14 protein-coding genes and 1 pseudogene are annotated in these 16,451 nt (G+C 53.0%); 11 read left to right on the top strand and 4 right to left on the bottom strand.

The annotated features are described in order from the left end of the window. Window positions 1-60: 60 nt before the first annotated feature. Entirely contained in the window at window positions 61-693 is a 633-nt protein-coding gene (locus DHN12_RS21000; RefSeq protein WP_108861928.1) for a hypothetical protein, read from the top strand. 41 nt (window positions 694-734) lie between these two features. Here DHN12_RS21000 and DHN12_RS24515 read toward each other — a convergent pair whose 3' ends face one another. Together DHN12_RS24515 and DHN12_RS20995 are read right to left on the bottom strand one after the other, a co-directional pair. Continuing rightward, a complete protein-coding gene (locus DHN12_RS24515) occupies window positions 735-1,397 on the bottom strand; it encodes a hypothetical protein (RefSeq protein WP_058279027.1) in 663 nt (220 codons plus the stop codon). Window positions 1,398-2,014: 617 nt separating this feature from the next. Further along, complete coding sequence (locus tag DHN12_RS20995; protein WP_165821544.1) at window positions 2,015-2,542, bottom strand: HdeD family acid-resistance protein; 528 nt, start codon at window positions 2,540-2,542, stop codon at window positions 2,015-2,017. A 321-nt stretch (window positions 2,543-2,863) separates the two neighbouring features. Between DHN12_RS20995 and DHN12_RS20990 the strand changes: the two genes are divergently transcribed. Next, window positions 2,864-4,405, top strand: a complete 1,542-nt coding sequence (locus tag DHN12_RS20990) for a phospholipase D family protein (protein ID WP_108861926.1) — start codon at window positions 2,864-2,866, stop codon at window positions 4,403-4,405. Between the two features lie 94 nt (window positions 4,406-4,499). Further along, complete coding sequence (locus DHN12_RS20985) at window positions 4,500-6,089, top strand: MFS transporter (RefSeq protein ID WP_058271949.1); 1,590 nt, start codon at window positions 4,500-4,502, stop codon at window positions 6,087-6,089. Between the two features lie 437 nt (window positions 6,090-6,526). Here DHN12_RS20985 and DHN12_RS20980 read toward each other — a convergent pair whose 3' ends face one another. Together DHN12_RS20980 and DHN12_RS25270 are read right to left on the bottom strand one after the other, a co-directional pair. After that, entirely contained in the window at window positions 6,527-7,483 is a 957-nt protein-coding gene (locus DHN12_RS20980; RefSeq protein WP_373455769.1) for an ROK family protein, read from the bottom strand. A 60-nt stretch (window positions 7,484-7,543) separates the two neighbouring features. Then, a pseudogene (locus tag DHN12_RS25270) lies at window positions 7,544-7,726 on the bottom strand (winged helix-turn-helix domain-containing protein); the annotation flags it as partial. A 186-nt stretch (window positions 7,727-7,912) separates the two neighbouring features. Here DHN12_RS25270 and DHN12_RS20975 point away from each other — a divergent pair. The 8 genes from DHN12_RS20975 (at window position 7,913) to DHN12_RS20940 (ending at window position 15,992) form a co-directional block, all read left to right on the top strand. Then, complete coding sequence (locus tag DHN12_RS20975) at window positions 7,913-8,932, top strand: sugar ABC transporter substrate-binding protein (protein ID WP_108861924.1); 1,020 nt, start codon at window positions 7,913-7,915, stop codon at window positions 8,930-8,932. Window positions 8,933-9,048: 116 nt separating this feature from the next. After that, window positions 9,049-10,119: an ABC transporter permease gene (locus DHN12_RS20970; protein WP_108861923.1), complete on the top strand. Its 1,071-nt coding sequence runs from the start codon at window positions 9,049-9,051 to the stop codon at window positions 10,117-10,119. After that, complete coding sequence (locus tag DHN12_RS20965; RefSeq protein WP_050605881.1) at window positions 10,119-10,901, top strand: ATP-binding cassette domain-containing protein; 783 nt, start codon at window positions 10,119-10,121, stop codon at window positions 10,899-10,901. The genes DHN12_RS20970 and DHN12_RS20965 overlap by 1 nt, the downstream gene beginning before the upstream one ends. Before the next feature lie 338 nt (window positions 10,902-11,239). Then, a complete protein-coding gene (locus tag DHN12_RS24920; protein WP_159090102.1) occupies window positions 11,240-11,569 on the top strand; it encodes a hypothetical protein in 330 nt (109 codons plus the stop codon). A gap of 93 nt (window positions 11,570-11,662) precedes the next feature. Further along, window positions 11,663-12,316 (top strand): fructose-6-phosphate aldolase, encoded by a 654-nt coding sequence (gene fsa / locus DHN12_RS20955; protein WP_108861921.1) that lies wholly within the window; start codon window positions 11,663-11,665, stop codon window positions 12,314-12,316. A 489-nt stretch (window positions 12,317-12,805) separates the two neighbouring features. Then, window positions 12,806-13,618 (top strand): hypothetical protein, encoded by an 813-nt coding sequence (locus tag DHN12_RS20950; RefSeq protein ID WP_108861920.1) that lies wholly within the window; start codon window positions 12,806-12,808, stop codon window positions 13,616-13,618. A 301-nt stretch (window positions 13,619-13,919) separates the two neighbouring features. Then, a complete protein-coding gene (locus DHN12_RS20945; protein ID WP_058278337.1) occupies window positions 13,920-15,320 on the top strand; it encodes a selenium-binding protein SBP56-related protein in 1,401 nt (466 codons plus the stop codon). Between the two features lie 3 nt (window positions 15,321-15,323). After that, on the top strand, window positions 15,324-15,992 hold the full coding sequence (locus DHN12_RS20940; RefSeq protein ID WP_058278338.1) for a hypothetical protein: 669 nt from the start codon (window positions 15,324-15,326) through the stop codon (window positions 15,990-15,992). Window positions 15,993-16,451: the final 459 nt, after the last annotated feature.

Here is a 16,451-nt window from a genome sequence, read left to right as displayed (position 1 = left end):
CAAACAGGCAACGTCCGGCCTACCCTGAAAGAACAAAACAAATGAAAAAGAGGCCTGACAATGACCAAAAGCCTTGCACCCCCTACCGCCCCTGCAACCGCAATTGACGCGGCATTCCCTAACGGCCCCGTGGCAAACACTTTTCCAGGGCAAAACCCCATTGCCGATACGGCATACTTGTTCGATACGCGCCGCTTGGCGCTGCTTGCGACCTTCCCCGACCCTGCGGCTCGCTCTGGTCTGGGCGCTGCCGTAGCCTTCCGTCATAAGGATAAGGACTTCGTCACTCGCGGCGGAATGCGCCCCGGCTGGCGGCTCGACTATGTGATCCTACCGCGAGAATTCAGCGATCATGCTTTGCAGCAGCGCCTTGAGGCGGCAAAACCGCCCCTGCTGGTCGAAGAAGAACAATTCGCCGTTGACCTACTCCGGGCATACGCTGAGCGTTGTTTCGATCTGGTGCCCGACCTCTGGCGCAAGTGGGATGAAATTCATGAGGGCCGGGGGTACAAAAAGGTCCTCCTTTATCCTCCCGCGCATTGGAAGCCTGAACCCAGCCGGAAAAAACACGCGATCCACTACGCCATTGCGCCCAACAGCCTTTGTGCCCAATGGCTGGAACGGCACGGAACAGCGAACATTCCTTCCAAACTTGAGCGCGAAATCAAACTTCTTGATTGGTTCAAGAAGTAAGCGGGCAAGCTGGCGGCGCGCATAGCGCCGCTGGCACCCCATTACGTCCGCGCGGCTGCAACCAATGTCAGCCAGCGTTTGCACGCCTCTGCGTCCGTAGGCCGGGCCAGATAGTCCCGAAGGGTCCGCAGCACCGCTAACTGTTTTTTTTCCTCTGCGACGCCCGCCATGATCGGTTCCAGAACGGCCGCATTCTCACGATACACCCGCGACAACTCTGCCTGTTCATTCTCACTGGCAGGTTGCGTCCGGGGGCGTCCGCGACGTCCGCAGCCTTTCCCGCGCTGGACTCGGGGCGCTTTGGGGTTGTCGGGCAGGGTTCGTTTAGACGCGCTTCCCCGTTCCAACGTATCGACACGCCACGTCCGGGGCCTCATATTCGGCTTTGCGTTACGTCCGCAGCCATTCACTGGACGTGGCCCAGCGTCCGCGACCCGCCGAGGCAAGTCCTGCGTAAGAGCCTTTTGCCAAGCAACGCAATTCTTCCGGTCGATTTGCCTCCGCCGGTACCGCCACCGAAGCCAATCCGCGACGGCAGGGGGCAAGGTCTCTACATCCAACCCGCCCAGCGCGTCACGAAACGCACATTCATGCTCGCCCAAGTCGATTGTGCTGCCCGATAACCAGGGGTTTTTCTTCCACTGATCCCCAAGCCGGTTGGCCGCACGGCGGGCTTCGGCCCGGTTCCATTCTTCAGCGGACACGCTGCCCGTTTCAAACCGGCGTTTCTGGCGCTGGCGGAAAGCGCGGGCAGCATGAGGCCCGCAATGGCTAAGGCACCGGCCTTGTTTGCTTTCCTTGATTGGGGGATTTGGACACGCCTCACCTGCTCTTAGCCGCGCGCCACAAGCCCGCACGTTTGGTTCACCCAAGCGGTAGGATGCGCCCCGTTCGTGGAATAGGTTTTCGTGTTCTGGCGACGTGAAGTTCACTGTTTATGACGATTGGTACTTTGGAGCTCATGGGATGTGTTATTTTATAACGAAACGGACGCCATGACACTACAAAACTTGTAATAATTGGCGTCGCAATTGATCCAAACGAACTCTTGAAGATGGAGGACACATCGGTGCCTGCCTTGTTCCGGACAGCGGTCATTTGCGTCGGGTGCAGCGAATGACCGCTTCGAGCCCAAAGCGGTCATAGGTAACCTGATGCTTTAGGTCTACGTGAGCTGGGTTGGTGTAAGGTATCTACAGCACAACGAATGTCGACCCGCTTAACAGATTTACGGCCGATGTTGCGGATGTGAATTACGCAACACCAGCCTGGCTATCAGAAACGAATTACCTGGCTAAGGAAAGCCGGAGCTAAGGCTTTCTCAGGTGGATTGCGCCTCTTCGCCGTCGTCGCTGAATGCCATCGCGAGAGAAGAGATGCCGTCAGAAATTAGTTCAACTCCCAACAAGATGCCAAGAGCGGAAACTGCGGAAACCGGCCAGTTCATGAATATGATGACCGCCAATGCAACAGATGCGATACCGGAGATCAGAACGGCCCAGAAAAATCTTCGGTCTTCCAGGGCGAAAGATAGAACGATTTTCGCCATACCTCCGAAGAGGAACAAAATTGCGAGCATCGTCGTCAGCGCCACCATACCCTTGAGCGGATGTCCAAGAATTGTGATGCCGAGGAATACTGCCAAGGCACCAAGTAAGACTGTCCAAACCTTTGCACCGGCGCTTTCCGCTCGAAATCCAGTGACGACTTGAACGACACCCAGTGCTACGAACACCCAGCCAACCAAAATAGTTGCGAAACCACTAGCCAGCACTGGGTTCGCCAAAGCATAGATGCCACCCAGAATCGAAATAGCCGCCAAAAGAATCCATAAGATTTTGTTTTTCATTTTCATGTCCTTGTTCGCTGCGCACCCCATATTGTCTTCTAAAATGCGGACGGAACAAGGAAATCCACACCATAGTCGTTGCGTTTTCTGTGCGATGTTGGTGCAATACATCACTGTTCGGAAATCAAAATTCTTTGCCTGGTACGAGGTCTATTGATGCGCAATTCTCTCGCAGACGAAGAGAGAACCTCGATTAATCTGATATTTGATCGGCTTGCTAGTCTACCTCTGAGAAAGCCAAAATGGCATTCTTGATCACTCAGGTTTGTGTATGGCACAGTTTTCGCGAAATTTCTTTCGTCTTCGACTCAGGGATGTTGCATGCGTCTTGTGAAAATTTTCGTTGTAGTTGTCGCAGCTTTCGCGTTTTGCATGCTACTTTTGAGATTGGCTTACCCTTTGCCGACATCCAATTTTTCGCATCAGACCTCAAAGGAGCCGCCATCGTGGCATGGTCCGCTTGGGCAGGTAATTAATGCTGCGATGTCTCGTAATCCTGGAAAAGATGGTGTCCGCCCATTGCGAAATGGCGGTGCTGCGTTTGCAGCGCGTGCAATTCTTTCTAGGGACGCGGTATCGTCAATCGATGCGCAGTACTACATATGGCAAGATGATATCACCGGTCTAATGCTTCTTGACGAACTTAGATCAGCTGCACAACGAGGCGTTCGCGTACGGCTACTGGTTGACGATAACGGGATAAGCGGACTCGACGAGCTGCTGGCTGAACTTGACGATATGCCGACGGCAAGCGTGCGCCTATTTAATCCGTTCACACTAAGACGTCCCAAATTGCTGTCTTACTTCTTTGACTTCAATCGACTGAACAGGCGAATGCACAATAAGTCAATTACATTTGACGGAGTAGTTACAATCGTCGGTGGTCGCAACATCGGGGACATCTATTTCGACTATGGATCTGGCACTCATTACTTGGATGTAGATGTAATCGCCATCGGACCTATTGTTGAAGAAGTCTCCGATGCATTTGATTCATACTGGAACAGCGGTTCAGCATATGATGCAGCAGTAATTCTGCCTCCATCAAAGGAGAAGAAGCTGGAAAATTTGGCAGATGCAGCAAGGGATTCCGTCGCTGGTGTTGGCTATCAGAAAGCCATAGAGGAAAACGCATTGACCGCGGGACTTGCCGAAAAGACATTGAAGTTTGAATGGAGCGACGTCACTCTTTTTTCCGATAGCCCATTAAAAGGTCTGGGTGAAGCAAGTGCTGAAGATTTGTTAGTGGAGCGTCTAATTCAAGTAGCTCAGCAATCCAAATCATCTATTGATCTCGTGTCCGCCTATTTCGTACCTGGAAAACGCGGAGCAGAGATTTTGGAAAGCCTAGCTCGATCGGGTGTAGATGTTCGCGTTTTGACAAACTCGCTTGATGCCACCGACGTAATGCCCGTTCACGCCGCATATATGGGTTATCGTGAAGATTTGTTGAAAAGTGGGGTTGAACTGTTCGAGCTTCGCGCTTTGAGGGAAGAACATAGCGACCGCAGCCTTCCCGAGATACTGGCTGGATCTGCATCGGGATTACACGCAAAGGTTTTTGGTTTCGATCGAAAAAGGGTTTTCATCGGGTCATATAACCTCGATCCACGATCAGCTCAGCTGAACACAGAAATGGGCCTTCTCATCGAAAGCCCGTCTATCGCAGCCACTCTTGGATCACAAATTCAACGGCCAGAAATTTCTTATCGTGTAACCCTCTCAAACGACGGCACACTTAAATGGACAATGGAGTCAGATTCTGGGGAAACGAAAAGCTACACATTCGACCCTGAAACTACCAAGCTTCAAAGAACCCTAACCATTTTTGCCAGATGGTTGCCTATCGAATGGATGTTGTAGGGAAGTTATTGGTCGTATCAGAAAATCCGTGCATTGTGATGGAGCACTCGGCTAGCCTTTAAAAATCTACAAAGAGTTTTGGAGTTCGGTTACTATGCGCAAGTGGATGGTGCTGTTAACACTTTCTCTGTCAATGTTCATAATTGTTATCGATACCACGGTTATGAATGTCTCGATTTCCGCTCTCGTGGTTGATCTGAACACTTCGGTAACTGGCATCCAAGCTGCAATTTCTTTGTATGCACTTGTGATGGCATCTTTCATACTCATAGGGGGCAAACTTGCCGATGTGATTGGAAAGAAACGGACCTTTGTGCTTGGGCTAGCAATCTTTGGCGTCGGCACAGCAATGGCGTCAATCAGCACATCGTTGATGATGCTGATTATCGGTTGGTCCGTGATAGAAGGTATCGGATCAGCCCTGATGATGCCCAACATCCAAACCATTCTTCGTGAGGCATATGAAGACAAAGACCGAGCAACGGCCTACGGTGTAATCAGCGCAGTAGGGGCTGTTGGGGCTGCTATGGGCCCCATTGTCGGAGGCTTCCTTACAACTTACTACAGCTGGCGGTGGGCTTTTCGATTGGAAGTCGCAATTGTTATCGTTGTGCTCGTTTGTTGCCGATACATATCAACCGAACTTCGTCAGGGAAGCCGCCCCAAATTCGACTATGTCGGTGCTGCGCTTTCGATCTTCGGATGGTCGACTATTGTGATGGCGGTATTGCTCGGACAAAGCTACGGGTTCTGGGTGGCAAAGCAGCCCTTCGTTATCGGTTCAATGAAGCTGGCTCCGCTGGGTCTCTCAGTGGTTCCCTTCGTGTTTCTAACTGGGGTTACACTAATCTTTGTGCTTTTCAGTTGGACAGCTGGACGGGATGAACAAGGCGACGTCGCGATCTTTCGACCATCAGTATTTCGCACCACAGGTTTGAAGGCGGGTATTGCTGTTCGGTTCATACAAATGGCTGTAATGGCGGCATTCCTATTTACAATGCCATTGTTGCTCCAACTCTCGTTCGAGTTCACCGCAATGGAAACTGGTTTGGCTCTCATTCCGTTTTCACTTGCCCTGTTGGTTTCAGCTCTCGGCGGTGCAAGGTTGTCAGCTCAATTTTCAGCTCGGCTAATCATTCGAACAGGGTTCTTGCTTGCTATCGTAGGACTTATTTTGATCGCTGTTACGGTTTCGCCTGACGCAGAGCCCTCTGATATGGCGACCGGAATAGTATTTGGAGCTGGGGTTGGCTTGATTGCATCTCAGATATTAAATTTGGTGCTTTCCTCTGTTGCCCCAGACCAAACCGCAGAAGTTTCTGGCTTGAATGGTACATTTGAACAGTTAGGAAACTCAATAGGTGTGGCTTTGGTCGGTACGATAATGCTTGGCACACTGACAACAGGACTGCAGGATCGCGTTATGGCTTACCCAGATCTCGAGGCCGAAGCAAAAGTCGAAATCACGCAAGCGCTCCAGAATAGTGTCGAGCTAGTTTCCAGCAGCCAACTGGCAGAAGCAATGCAAGATGCCGGAGCCAGCGTCGATCAAAGCGCGGTGATTCTCAAGGCCTACGGAGAAGAGCGTACTCAGTCATTTAAGATCGGTGTGTGGTTTCTAGTATTTCTATCTTTGTTAGGCTTGATTGTGACCCGAAGTTTACCAAACCGTAAACTCGTGTGATTTGCTTTCGCCCGAACACACTCCTGGTACAAAAAGTGCCAAGAAGCCGTTTGGACAAAAACTGATTGTCCGAGAAACGCAATCCACTGCTCTCTTTGTACGCATAGCGGTCACTCAGATAGATCGCAGCGAACGACTACTCCGAGCCCAAAGTTACCAGGTGCTGCAGTCCGCGCTAACGACAGTAATGCGCAGGAAGCGGACTTTGCAAACTCACGTTGGCCACGGCGGCGTAAGATGAGCAATCGGCCTGTTACCCACTTTCGACGGCAGGTGATAAGCTTGCGACATAGTATTTCAAAGCGGTCGTTCGCGGCTGGCATGCGGTCCAATCCAAGCTGAGCTCGCGCGTGCCAAAGCGGCGTTCAAAGGCCGCAACGTAAAGCATGACCAGCGGATAATTCCTGCTTTGAAAATTTGACTGCGATGAACTTCGGCTACATTCCAGAAAGCCCAGCATTGGTATTCAATAGAAACTGGCGGAAAATTGGGCTGCTAGCCGCCCCAATGCCGCGAGCGTTTTCCCCAACCGCAGCGGCCTCAACGACCGGAGGAATCAAGCCGCGTTTGTCTTGGTTGACTAAGTAACGGCGAACCCTTGACACCAGTTCTTCCCGAACCTCAGGCGGGAACGCGCCATCGATGAAAATGGCCTCAAAGTCGATGACAGCACAGATTGAAAGAGCGGCCTTAGCTAATTCTTGCGCCGTGGTGCCAATCCACGGCTCGACATAGCGAGAAATGCTGCTCCAATCCTGGGGCTTCTCCCATAGAATCCCCGGGTCGACTCCCGCTTCGATCAATCGGTCCTCGAGCAAAAACAGCGACGCCGTGTCGATCAGTTGTTGGCTTTCACCCAAAGGACCGGTCGTGCGCATGGCGCCCAATGCACCAGCATTGCCTTGGTTGCCTTCGAACACGGTGCCGTTCAGTGCAACACCGCCGCCGATCATTGAGCCAATATAGAAGTAGAAATAGTCACGGTATTCCGCCCCACGCCCATAGAGATGCTCTGCGTGACATGCGGCTGTCGCGTCGTTGACCACAAAAACCGGCAAGTCGCTGAACTTGGCGATCTCGGAAAAGAAGTTCACGTTTCTCCAAGACCGGAATTTTTTTGCAGCAAACCCAGACAGATCGTGCCATTTCCAAAGTTCGAATGGGGTTCCGATCCCGATCCCACAAACACGATCACGAAGCCTCTGAGGTTCGTGTGACAGAAGCGTTTCTAAACCAGACTCCAAAAACCCGAAAATGACCTCTGGTAACGGATAGTCATAAGTCGTGGAAAGTTGGCGGCGCGGCGTGCCCGTAAAGTCGATCAAGAGCAGATCGGCGCTACGCCGCCCGATCTTCATCCCAACCGACAAGATGCCTTCCGGGTTTAATTTCATAGGGATTGAAGGCTTTCCAACCTTCCCGCGTAGTGGGGTTCCACGCTTGAGAATCGAGTCCTTTTCAAGCTTGCGCAGAATGATTGATACAGTCTGAGGAGACAGGCCCGTTAATCGCGCGACGTCGGCGCCTGCGGCGGGTCCATGCCGCTGTAAAACCGTCAAAATCAGACGTTCGTTGTGATCGCGAACCCCGCTTTGACTTACCCCACCGGTCAGTGTGTTGAGCGCCTCTCTCTCCATAAGCCTGAACATAAACACCTTGTTTTCTTATGAAAAGGTGCTTGGGTTAATTAATAAATAAACTTTATTTATTTATTGACAAGAGAACCAGAATCACAGTTTCTTGAATCAGACCTTCATTGGAGGATGAGGGCGAGTCTCGTTGGTGCGCCATGCGGGGCATCAACAATTTTCTGGGAGGAATACATGAAAAATCTATTCAAGATTGCCGCGTCTGCTACCGCGCTTACGGTGGCTGCTGCATCTGCTCACGCGGCCGGAGAGACCGTTTGTCTAATCACGAAGACAGATACCAATCCATTCTTTGTAAAGATGAAGGAAGGCGCAACGGCCAAGGCAGAAGAACTTGGTATGACTTTGAAGGCCTTTGCCGGTAAAATCGACGGCGACCATGAAACTCAAGTTCAGGCCATTGAAACTTGTATTCTCGACGGCGCAAAAGGAATTCTCCTGACGGCCTCGGACACAAGCTCGATTGTCCCCGCTGTTCAGCAGGCGCGTGATGCTGGCCTCCTGGTTATTGCTCTGGACACGCCGCTAAGCCCGATTGATTCCGCTGACGCAACCTTTGCGACAGACAACTACAAAGCTGGCCTGTTGATCGGACAATGGGCGAAGGCAAAGATGGGCGACGCAGCGGCAGACGCAAAAATTGCGACGCTTGATCTGAACGTCAGTCAGCCAACCGTGGACGTTCTTCGCAATCAGGGCTTCCTCGACGGCTTTGGTGTGGACCTGGCAGACCCCAATGTCATCGGCGATGAATCTGATGCACGATTGGTCGGCAGTGACGTGACCGACGGCAACGAAGAAGGTGGGCGCCGCGCCATGGAGAACCTTCTGGCCAAGGACTCGGCGATCAACGTTGTTCACACGATCAATGAACCGGCAGCGGCAGGTGCCTATGAGGCTCTGAAATCCATTGGACGTGAAAACGATGTGCTGATCGTTTCGGTCGACGGTGGCTGCCCCGGTGTACAAAATGTGCAGGCCGGAGTTATTGGAGCTACAAGCCAGCAGTATCCGCTTTTGATGGCTTCGCTTGGGGTCGAGGCTGTCAAAAAGTGGGCTGAGGAAGGCGTAAAGCCTGAAAACACGCCCGGAAAAGACTTCTATGATACTGGAGTCGCGCTCATCACGGACCAACCTGTTGATGGCGTGGAATCGATTTCGGTAGCCGATGGCTTGGAGCTCTGCTGGGGCTAAAACAGACCTAATGTATGAGGCGCATGAGAGCGCCTCATCACTCCTTTCACCAGCAAACTGAAACTTCCTGTACACTCATCTCGTGGGCGTAACGCCGCCCGTGAAAAGGGGGAGATATGTCCGAAGCAAACCAAAGCGCCCAGGAATTTGAATCCGCTGCCAGCAGAACAGAAACTGTTGCGGCTTTTGAGGACCATCGGCGTGGCGTTCTGGGGAGGTTACAGCATCTTCTCCACGTCAACCCATCCTTTGTGCCGCTTATCGTTCTGGTCGGTGCGATATTGATTTTCGGACTGCTATTGGGGTCAAAGTTCTTCTCGCCCTTTGCCATGACCTTGATCCTTCAGCAGGTTCAGATCGTCGGTATCGTGGCCGCAGCGCAAAGCCTGATCATTCTGACCGCCGGCATCGATCTGAGCGTCGGCGCAATCATGGTATTTTCTTCTGTTATCATGGGGCAGTTCTCTTTCCGATACGGCATTCCAGTGCCAATAGCTGTAATGTGCGGGCTTGCAGTTGGAACCTTGATCGGAGCACTGAACGGCTGGCTTGTCAGCCGCGTTAAACTCCCCCCCTTCATTGTCACACTCGGGATGTGGCAGATCGTACTGGCGACCAACTTCCTGTATTCCGCGAACGAGACTATTCGCAGTCAGGACATCGAAGCCAACGCTCCCTTCCTTCAATTCTTCGGAACCAAATTCAGCATTGGTGGAGCGACCTTTACTGTTGGCGTCATTTTCATGCTGGCCCTGATTTTTGTGTTGGCCTATGCGCTTAAACACACGGCTTGGGGAAGGCATGTCTATGCCGTGGGTGACGATCCTGAGGCCGCCGAACTATCAGGTGTCAACGTCCATCGAACGCTCATGTCCGTCTACATGTTGTCTGGCTTGATCTGTGCCTTCGCGGGCTGGGCTCTGATTGGGCGCATCGGATCAGTCTCGCCAACGTCCGGCCAATTGGCCAACATTGAAAGCATCACCGCTGTTGTGATCGGAGGCATCTCTCTGTTCGGCGGGCGGGGCTCCATTTTGGGATCGCTATTCGGCGCACTGATCGTCGGAGTGTTTACTCTTGGGCTAAGGCTGCTTGGTGCCGATGCGCAATGGACCTTCCTATTGATCGGTCTTCTCATCATCGCGGCGGTCGCTGTCGACCAGTGGATCAGAAAGGTATCGGGCTAATGTCAGGCACAACTCCAGTCGTCCAAGGGCGCGGGATCGTGAAGCGCTACGGCCACGTCACCGCCATCGACCATTCCGACTTTGAACTGCGGCAAGGAGAAATCCTAGCCGTTATCGGAGACAACGGCGCTGGCAAATCTTCCATCGTCAAGGCGATATGCGGGGCCACAATCCCGGATGAGGGCGAGATCCTGATCGAAGGAAAGAAGGTAAACTTTAACTCTCCAATCGACGCCCGGAATATGGGTATCGAAATCGTCTATCAGCAGCTTGCCATGTCTCCTGCACTTTCGATTGCGGACAACATGTTCATGGGGCGGGAGATCCGCAAAAAGGGTTTCATGGGCAAATACATGCGTCAGCTCGACCGGCCAGCTATGGAGAAGTTCGCCCGCGAAAAACTGACTGAGCTTGGCCTCATGACCGTGCAGTCAATCAATCAGGCGATAGAGACGTTGTCCGGCGGCCAGCGTCAAGGCGTTGCCGTTGCGCGCGCAGCCGCCTTTGCGACCAAGTTCATCATCATGGATGAGCCCACAGCGGCTTTGGGCGTGAAAGAGAGCCGCAAGGTGCTTGAGCTGATCCAGGACGTACGCGCACGTGGTATTCCGATCATCCTGATCAGCCACAACATGCCACATGTCTTCGAAGTCGCTGACCGAATTCATGTGCACCGGCTCGGCAATAGGCTCTGCACGATTGATCCCAAGGACTACACGATGTCCGACGCCGTGGCCTTTATGACCGGTGCCAAAGAACCACCAAAAGAAGGCACCGCGTGATCGAGCAGGATGCAAAGCGCGTGTGCGACCTGATCTCCTCCCGGAAGCAGGTTGGGGTTCGGACGATTGTCGCAATCGCCGGCCCCCCTGCATCCGGAAAGTCGACCCTGGCAGAATCCGTTGTGAAATCGCTGAACGCACAACAGAACTCGTCGGTTCCGTTAGCCACGTTAGTGCCTATGGATGGCTACCATTTAGACAATCGTGTACTTGAAGCGCGAGGATTGCTGGCGAGAAAAGGCGCGCCAGAAACCTTCGATGCAGTTGGGTTTTGCAATGCAATACAAAAGTTGCAATCCGCGCAGCATGAATCCTTTCACCCCAGATTTGACCGTCAAATGGATCTCGCCATTGCCAACGCGATTGCGGTTCACCCGGACACTCCGACTGTTGTTGTTGAAGGGAACTACCTTCTGATGGATAGCGACCTGTGGAGAACATTGGCGGATGTCTATGCCGCAACGGTTTTTGTCAGCCCAACTTTGGAAGAACTCGAAAAGCGGTTGCAACACCGCTGGATCAAGCATGGATTTGATCCGAAAACCGCGTTGCAACGCGCGAAAACGAACGATCTGCCCAACGCTGAACGTGTCATCCGTGATAGCCGGAAAGCCGATCTTACACTGAACCAGAATTACACCGAATTCGGGATGCGCTACGCAATCTGAATTTGCGCATTAGATTCACCCATCCGTTAAAGCAGCACCTCTAGGCGGGTTCAGGTGCAACCAAAATCACTCCATTCACGATGAGGAAACCTCATGAAGTTCTTTGTGGACACAGCAGAAGTAGACGAGATTAAAGACCTTATAGGCTTTGGATTAGTAGATGGTATCACCACCAATCCAAGCCTGATTGCCAAGTCCGACCGCAATTTCAAAGAAGTTATCGCCGAAATTTGCACCCTGACAGATACACCCGTGTCGGCAGAAGTTGCAGCCCTTGATACTGCGGGAATGATTGCAGAGGGAGAGCATCTTGCAGCAATCGCCGACAACGTCGTTGTCAAACTGCCGCTGACACTGGATGGCCTCAGGGCCTGTGCTCATTTCAAAAAGGAAGGGATCAGCACGAACGTCACACTCTGTTTTTCAGCCAATCAGGCACTCTTGGCGGCGAAAGCGGGTGCGACCTATATATCGCCTTTCATTGGCAGATTGGACGATATCAATCTGGATGGGGTCGACCTCATTAGTGATATCCGGAGCATCTTCGACAATTATGACATTGAAACTGAAATCATTGCAGCATCCATCAGAAGCTCCAATCACATAACTGAGGCTGCTTTGGCCGGATCCGACATTGCCACGATACCCCCGTCCGTCATCCGCAAACTAGTCACGCATCCGCTGACGGACGCCGGCATTGAACAGTTTCTTTTTGATTGGAAGTCTACAGGGCAATCGATTCTTTAATGGCCTTTCATTTTGATTGAAACGGGATGACCTGAACCAAACCTTGAACGGCTGAGTAGCAAGGCCATGTTTCGGGAATTAAAACTAAATGAGACGCTCCTTGATTTGACGAACAGGCCGAGTTTCGTGGGAAACTGTCAAAACTCCTCTTCATTAGCGGCATGAACACTGCGGCAACAGCAGACCGCTCCAACGTCCGCTTTGTTGAAGTGACTGGAGACTTTGGCGCGGTCGCAGCGACACGTCCGCTTCCCGCCCCGAGCGTCGGACTCAAACGTCCGCTATGGGCTGAGACCGGTCCTCAGGAACCATTGAGCCAACGGTAAATTTGTCCGCTCAGCCGCCGTTTGAGCTAAGTGCGGCTAAGGTCTGGAAAGAGCCCAAACTGCTGAATGCTGCACTGCACACGATTGTCCGCTGTTATTTGGTCGCCAAAGCGCGTTGCTAGATTTTTCTTCCCATCAAGCTTGCTGATGCTACGAATAAGTTATGACAGATTTTTCGAATGAATTTTTTGGCCAGCCAGAACAGCAGGACCTGCAACGCAGGGCGGACCGTATTTGGACATTGGTCAAGAATGACCCGACTTATTCCTGCCATGGCCGCGCGGTGGGCCTTAGCGCGGAGAACGACATCGATTTGGTGAAGCAAATTGCGATGACTCGACTACAGGGCGTTTGCATGGCCGAAGGAACTCCTGTCGAAGCTGCCGATCGTAGGCGTGAAGGGCTTGAACAGCACGGTCTGAAAACGGATCAGTTCGTTGACTGGCAAGGGAGCGCAGCATCGCTTGAAGCCGCGGCCATGGTTTTGGCGTCGCGCAAGTTACCCGATGATCTCGAACTCATGCATGTAGATGCGCAAACACCAGGTGATGACTTGGCCAAATTGGATACGCTCACACAGGCATGCGGAGTCCTGCTTCCGATGGGCGCGTTCATCCGCAGGCTGAGACGCCCGAGCGTGTGTTTGCTGGCACGTGACCGCAATGGGAAAGTCGTCGCGGCAACAGCAGCCGTTGCGCAGTTTCATCCTGATCACCGGAATGCCGATCAGGCTTGGTGGGGTATGCTAGCGACAGATGAATCGCGGCGGGGCGAGGGGATTGCCCTGATCATGGGCGCAAATTCAATGCTTGCTATACGTGATCTCCATGGTCTTGGGACTTTTTTCACAGGGATCCGTGAAGGTAACGCGCCTTCTGAAGGTTTGTGCAGAAAATTGGAGATGGCACCAACTAATGACGTGCATCTCATGGCGATAGACCCGGGCGTGTTCGCAGCGGGGCGGTTGACCAAATAAGCCGTGTCCTAATTGCGTCCTTGGAGTATGCGACTGCTCCAAACTGAGCGACACAAGCCGACATTCCCAGAGCGAATTCAAACGGCAGCTTTGTCCGCGTGGCGGTCACTCAAACAGAGCCCCGCAAACGGCTGCTTTGAGCCCATTTCAGTCATTGGAAGAGCCGATTCAAAAGGGCAAATTCAAGTGCCTGAGTTTGGCCCGTTTTCGCGAATCTTGAATATGTGCCATTCTCAGTTCTGGGCGATACCAGACAAAACTTGATTTAGGTCTGGCGTCCACGGCCTGGGAGGAGCCAGTTATGAACTTGAGACCTGACCCGACTTTTCACGCCACACCGAAACTTGCTATGGAGGCACCGGCGGAAACGCTCGCCTTCACATTGATGCTCAGTCCGGACGGCTCACAGCCGGATGGCCTGGCCGTTGTGGATGTTGACCCGAAATCGAAGACCTACAGTCAGATCGTCCATCAGCTTATCATGCCCAACAAGGGTGACGAGTTTCACCACTTTGGCTGGAACGCGTGCTCTTCTGCACTTTCGCCCCTGACAGGGCATGCATTTCTGGAACGCAGGTATCTGATTGTACCGGGAATCCGGTCCTCGCGCATCTACGTGATCGATGTGAAGGACCCCCTGCAGGCGAAGATTCACAAGATCATCGAACCCGAAGAGGTGTTCGCCAAAACGGGCTATTCCCGCCCGCACACAATCCACTGCGGTCCCGAAGGGATTTATGTTTCAACGCTCGGCGGCGGCGGTGCCGATGGCACGAATGGCCCTCCGGGCATTTTCATCATGGACTGCGAGACGTTTGATATCCTTGGCCGCTACGAGATGGACCGAGGTGAACAGGACAAGCACTATGATTTCTGGTGGAATCTTCCGCGGGACTACATGGTAAGCTCGGAATGGGGGCTGCCGCCACAGTTTGAAAACGGGATCGTGGCCGAGGATTTGCTGTCCAACAAATACGGCCACAAGATCCATTTCTGGAACCTGCGCGAACGCCGCAACGTCCAAACCATTGATCTGGGTGCGAACCACCAGATGGCTTTGGAAATCCGGCCTGCTCATGATCCGGCAAAGGATTATGGTTTTTGCGGCGTCGTCGTGGACACCACAAACCTGCAGGGCGCAATTTTCACATGGTGGCAGAAGGATGACGGAACGTTCGAGGCTAAAAAGACGATCACGATTGATCCGCGACCTGAGAAGGCTGAGAACCTTCCACCCCTGTTGCAGGGATTTGAGGCCGTACCCCCATTGGTCACCGACATCGACCTGAGCCTGGACGACAAGTACCTCTACGTCGCCTGTTGGGGTCAGGGAGAAATGCATCAGTATGATGTTTCTGACCCGATGAACCCCAAGCTGACCGGCAAGGTCGAGCTTGGCGGGATTGCACGCGGGGCGAAACACCCGAACGGCAAGGATTTTGTCTACGGACCCCAAATGGTTGAGATCAGCCGGGACGGCAAACGAGTCTACTGGACCAATTCGCTCTATTCGACGTGGGATGATCAGTTTTACCCAGACGATGAGGGCGGGCAAATGGTCATGGCCAATGTCGGAGAAAACGGTGGTCTGGAACTGGACAAAGATTTCTATGTCGAGTTCCCAAAAGGCTATCGTAGCCACCAGATTCGTCTGGAAGGCGGAGACTGCTCAACAGATAGCTTCTGCTACCCGTCTGTCTGACGCGTGGACGGATTAGACACGGCAACAGCCCTGTGGTGGGCTGTTGTCGCCTCGGGCATTTATCACGGGGTCAATCCGGGTATGGGTTGGCCTTTGGCGGTATCAGCGGCTCTGATGGACAAAAGCAGCAACAGCCTTTTCAGGGCGTTGATCGCGCTGGCGACCGGGCATCTTGTTGCGATGGGCGCCATTCTGTTTCCCTTTACTGCGCTGCTGTTTCTAGCCGAGTGGCAGCGTGAGATTCAGATCTTCGCGGCCTGTCTCGTGATCGGACTGGGCGTCTATCTGTTGCTCAACCGGCGTCACCCGCGAATACTTGCGCGGGTACCTCCGTCGCGGCTTGCGCTCTGGTCGTTTTTGGCAGCGATGGCGCACGGAGCAGGGCTGATGTTGGTTCCTATCTATCTGGGCATCTGTCGCACAATCGCTACGGACCCAGGACATGCAGCGGCGGCTGATCTGATGACTGGAAACGCCAAAATCGCTGTTGGTGTCGCCTTGGCCCACACGCTGGCTATGACAATCTCAGGCGGGTTGCTTGCGTTCGGAGTATATCATTGGCTGGGCCTGAGGTTCCTCTCGAAAGGGTGGTTCAATCTGGACGTAATATGGGCGTTGAGCTTGATCCTTGTGGGGTCGATTTCGCTGCTGTTTGTTCATTCTGCTGGCTAACAGCAATGCCAGGCCGAAAAGGCCGAGGAGCCGTAGTTTGGGTTAAACAGCAGCGAACGGATGCTTTGTCCGCATGTGAGACATAGAACGGAAGCGCAGCGAACGACGGGTTCCAGTTTGGCAGCGTTCAATGACCGCTTTCGGGAAATCTCGCTGCAGCGCCGCAAGTAATTCCCCGATTGCGTGGATGCGCGGGCACGGAGTTCGCTGCGCCAGCATAAGGCGGGTTCGTCCGGAGGCTGTGTGAAAACTCTGACGGTCTGGCGAAATACGCCGAAAACAGCCTCTATGTGCATTCTCTCGCATTTCTGAGAGAGCTTTTGCGCAGGTGCCGAAAACGAGCGCGACGAGAGCGTGCTTGGGCCGGAGTTTTCACACATCCTCTCCGCACAGCGGTCATTGATGCACTACGCAGCAAAAGACTGTTTTGAACCCATTGTGACAATTGCTGCACTGCAT

It is taken from the genome of Ruegeria sp. Alg231-54 (genome assembly GCF_900143525.1).
Classification (GTDB): Bacteria; Pseudomonadota; Alphaproteobacteria; order Rhodobacterales; family Rhodobacteraceae; genus Ruegeria.
This window is presented reverse-complemented; position numbering and strand designations above follow the sequence as displayed.